This is a genomic window from Intrasporangium calvum, from assembly GCF_028446585.1.
Lineage (GTDB): Bacteria > Actinomycetota > Actinomycetes > Actinomycetales > Dermatophilaceae > Intrasporangium > Intrasporangium calvum_A.
Genome location: NZ_JAPFQL010000149.1, coordinates 1 through 2,973, shown reverse-complemented (window position 1 = coordinate 2,973; position 2,973 = coordinate 1). Strand labels below are relative to the sequence as shown.

The window sequence follows — 2,973 nt, the reverse complement described above, 5'->3', positions numbered from 1 at the left end:
CCCGCGGCTCCCGGTGCCCGTCGGGGTGCTTGACGACGAGGGTGTACAGCCCGTCCTGCGCGCTCAACGTGTCGACGATCCGCCGGTCGTGAGGCAGCGCCCCCACACCGCAGATCCCCCACTCGAGCGCCTTGCCGTCGCGCATCAGCCGGTCGAGGTACATCGCCTCGTGGGCGCGGTGGAAGCCGCCCACGCCGAAGTGCACGATGCTCGCCGTGATGGAGGAGCGGTCGTATGCCGCTGGGCTCGCTTCCGCGGGAAGGCTGCCGAGCGTCGTGGCTGACAGTGGAGTGGCACTCATGGGGAACTCCTGCTGGAACGGGTGGGACGGTGGGTTCTCCGGGAGGGGATGGCGGGTCACGGGACGACCTAGTGCTGCTCGGCCATGCTCCACATGGTCCAGAGCTCGGTCCGCATCCGCCGGGGTTGGCGCAGCGTGTAGGCGACGGCCGCGGCGATGTCCTCGGGCTCCATGAAGACGCCCTGTGACGGGTCGAGGTCGCCGAAGCGGCCGTCCGCTGCGGCGAAGGGGGTGTTGACCCCTGCGGGTGCGATCGTCGTGGTCCGGATGCCCTCGCTGCGCAGCTCTCGGTCGAGGGCGTAGCCGAGGTTGATCTGGGCGCCCTTGGTGGCGGCGTAGACCGCCTCCTTGCCGCCGCCGATGAGCAGCCCTGCGACGGAGCCGATGATGACGATGTCCCCACCGTCGCCCTGGGCCCGGAACTGTCGCACCGCGGCCCGGGCGAGCCACACCGTGCCCTTGACGTTGACGTCGACCATGCGCTCGCACTCCTCGGCGGAGTAGTCGAGCAGGCCGCCGTAGTAGCCGATGGCGGCGTTCGCGACGACGGAGTCGACGCGGCCGAAGGCGTCGACGCCGGCAGCGACGAGGGCGTCGGCCGTGGCCTCGTCGCGGACGTCGCCCGTCGCGGTGACGACGCGGCTCTCGTCCCACTCCTCGCGGAGGGCTTCGAGGGCTTCCACGCGAAGATCGCCGGCGACGACCCGCCCGCCGTCCCTGAGGACAGCCCGGGCGATGGCGCCGCCGATCCCGCCGCCGGCGCCGGTCACGACGACGACGGAGTCCTGGAGGCTGCGGGTGAAGTGGTCCACGGGTCGTTCTCCTCTGCTGGCCCCTGCAGGGCCGGTCACTTGATGGCGCCCATCGACAGGCCGCGGACGAGCTGCTTCTGGGCCACCCAGCCGGCGATGATGACGGGAAGGGCCGCGATCGTCGCTGCGGCGGACAGGACGGCGAGGAACTGGCCGCGCCCGTCGACGAAGCTGCCGAGGAACGGCGGGGTGGTCCGGGCCGCGGAGCTGGTCAGCAACAGGGACAGGAAGTACTCGTTCCACGCGAAGATGAAGCTGATCAGGGCGGCGGCCGCGATGCCCGGCAGGACGAGCGGCAGGACGATCCGCACGATCTCCCGGTAGAGGCCGGCGCCGTCGACCCGGGCCGCCTCGATGATCTCGTAGGGCACCTCGAGGAAGAACGAGCGCATCATCCACACGGTGACGGGCAGGTTCACCGCCCCGTAGACGATGGCGAGCATGTAGATGTTGTCGAGCAGCCCGACCGTCTTGAGGATCATGAAGAGCGGCAGCACGACGGCGGCGAGCGGCATGAACCGGGTCGAGATGAAGAAGCTCAGGGCGCCCTCGACGGCCTTGACCCGCCGGATGCTCAGGGCGTAGGCGGCCGGGATCGCGATGACGACGGAGATGATCGTCGCGGTGACCGAGGCGGTGAGCGAGTTCTGCAGGTAGCCGGCCATGCCGCGGTCCATCGCGAGCTGGTAGCCGTCGGTCACCGGGGTGAAGAGGACCTTGGGGTTGATCGACGACGCGACGGACTCCGGTTTGAAGCCGTTGATGAACATCCAGAAGACCGGGAAGAAGAAGATCAGGACCAGTGCCCAGGTGAGGATGTTGACCAGCATGTTCTTGAGTGGGGCGCTCATCGGCTGCCTCCTGCCATGAAGACCTTGAAGAGGGTTTTGAGGGCGATCGTGGCGACGATGATCGTCAGGATCACGGTGACGACGCCGTACGCGGCTGCCTGGCCGACGTCGAGGCCGATGAAGGCCCGCTCGTAGAGCAGGTAGGCGAGCGTCTTGGTGCCGCCCGTGCCCTTGGTGAGGATGGCGATGGGGTCGAAGACCTGCAGGATGATGACGGTGCCGAGCAGCACGCCGATCTCGATGTACATCCGCAGGTGGGGCAGCGTGATCCAGGTGAAGGTGCGCCACGGGCCGGCGCCGTCCACCGACGCGGCCTCGAGGATCTCCTTCGACTGGCCCTGCAGGCCGGCGAGAAGGATCAGCATCATGAACGGCGTGAACTGCCAGGTCAGCACGATGACGACGGTGGCGAGCGGGTAGTTGGTGCTCCACGAGACGGTGTCGAGCCCCAGGGTGCGCAGCAGCCAGTTGATCATCCCGATGTTGGTGTCGAACATCGAGAACTTCCAGATCAGCGCGGCGGCGGCGGGCATGACGAGGAACGGGGTGATCATCAGCGTCCGCGCGATGGCCCGACCGGGCAGCTTGCGGTCGAGCAGGACGGCGAAGAGCAGGCCGAAGAGCAGGGACAGGACGACAGCGAGCGCCGTGATGAGCACCGTCGCGACGACCGAGGGCCACAGCTCACCCGAGGTCAGCGCGGACCGGTAGTTGTCCAGGCCGCTGAAGCCACGGTCGTTGGGGTAGAGCAGGTTCCACTTCATCGTCGAGTAGCCGATGGTGACGATGAACGGGATCTGCGTGAGCAGGACGAGGAAGATGACGGCCGGCAGGAGCAGGCCGCGGTTCGTCCACACCTGCTTGCGTTGCACACGGCGGACGTCCGTCGCCGTGCGCGCGGCAACCTCGTCGAGGTTGGTGTGCGAGGACTTCGTACTGGTCGTGGTCATGTCGACACTCCCTTGTGCGACCGTCGGATGGGTGCGACCGCGTTGCAGGAACGGAGGTG

The 2,973-nt window shown here is 68.1% G+C and carries 3 protein-coding genes and 1 pseudogene; all 4 read right to left on the bottom strand.

Going from position 1 to position 2,973, the window contains the following annotated elements; all coding sequences use genetic code 11:
* Positions 1–301 (bottom strand): annotated as a pseudogene (locus OO014_RS19160) (mannitol dehydrogenase family protein); the annotation flags it as partial.
* Positions 302–369: 68 nt separating this feature from the next.
* Positions 370–1,113 (bottom strand): SDR family oxidoreductase, encoded by a 744-nt coding sequence (locus tag OO014_RS19155; RefSeq protein WP_272463926.1) that lies wholly within the window; start codon positions 1,111–1,113, stop codon positions 370–372.
* Between the two features lie 35 nt (positions 1,114–1,148).
* Positions 1,149–1,964: a carbohydrate ABC transporter permease gene (locus OO014_RS19150; RefSeq protein WP_272463925.1), complete on the bottom strand. Its 816-nt coding sequence runs from the start codon at positions 1,962–1,964 to the stop codon at positions 1,149–1,151.
* Positions 1,961–2,914, bottom strand: a complete 954-nt coding sequence (locus OO014_RS19145) for a carbohydrate ABC transporter permease (protein WP_272463924.1) — start codon at positions 2,912–2,914, stop codon at positions 1,961–1,963. Before OO014_RS19145 ends, OO014_RS19150 begins: the two co-directional genes overlap by 4 nt.
* Positions 2,915–2,973: the final 59 nt, after the last annotated feature.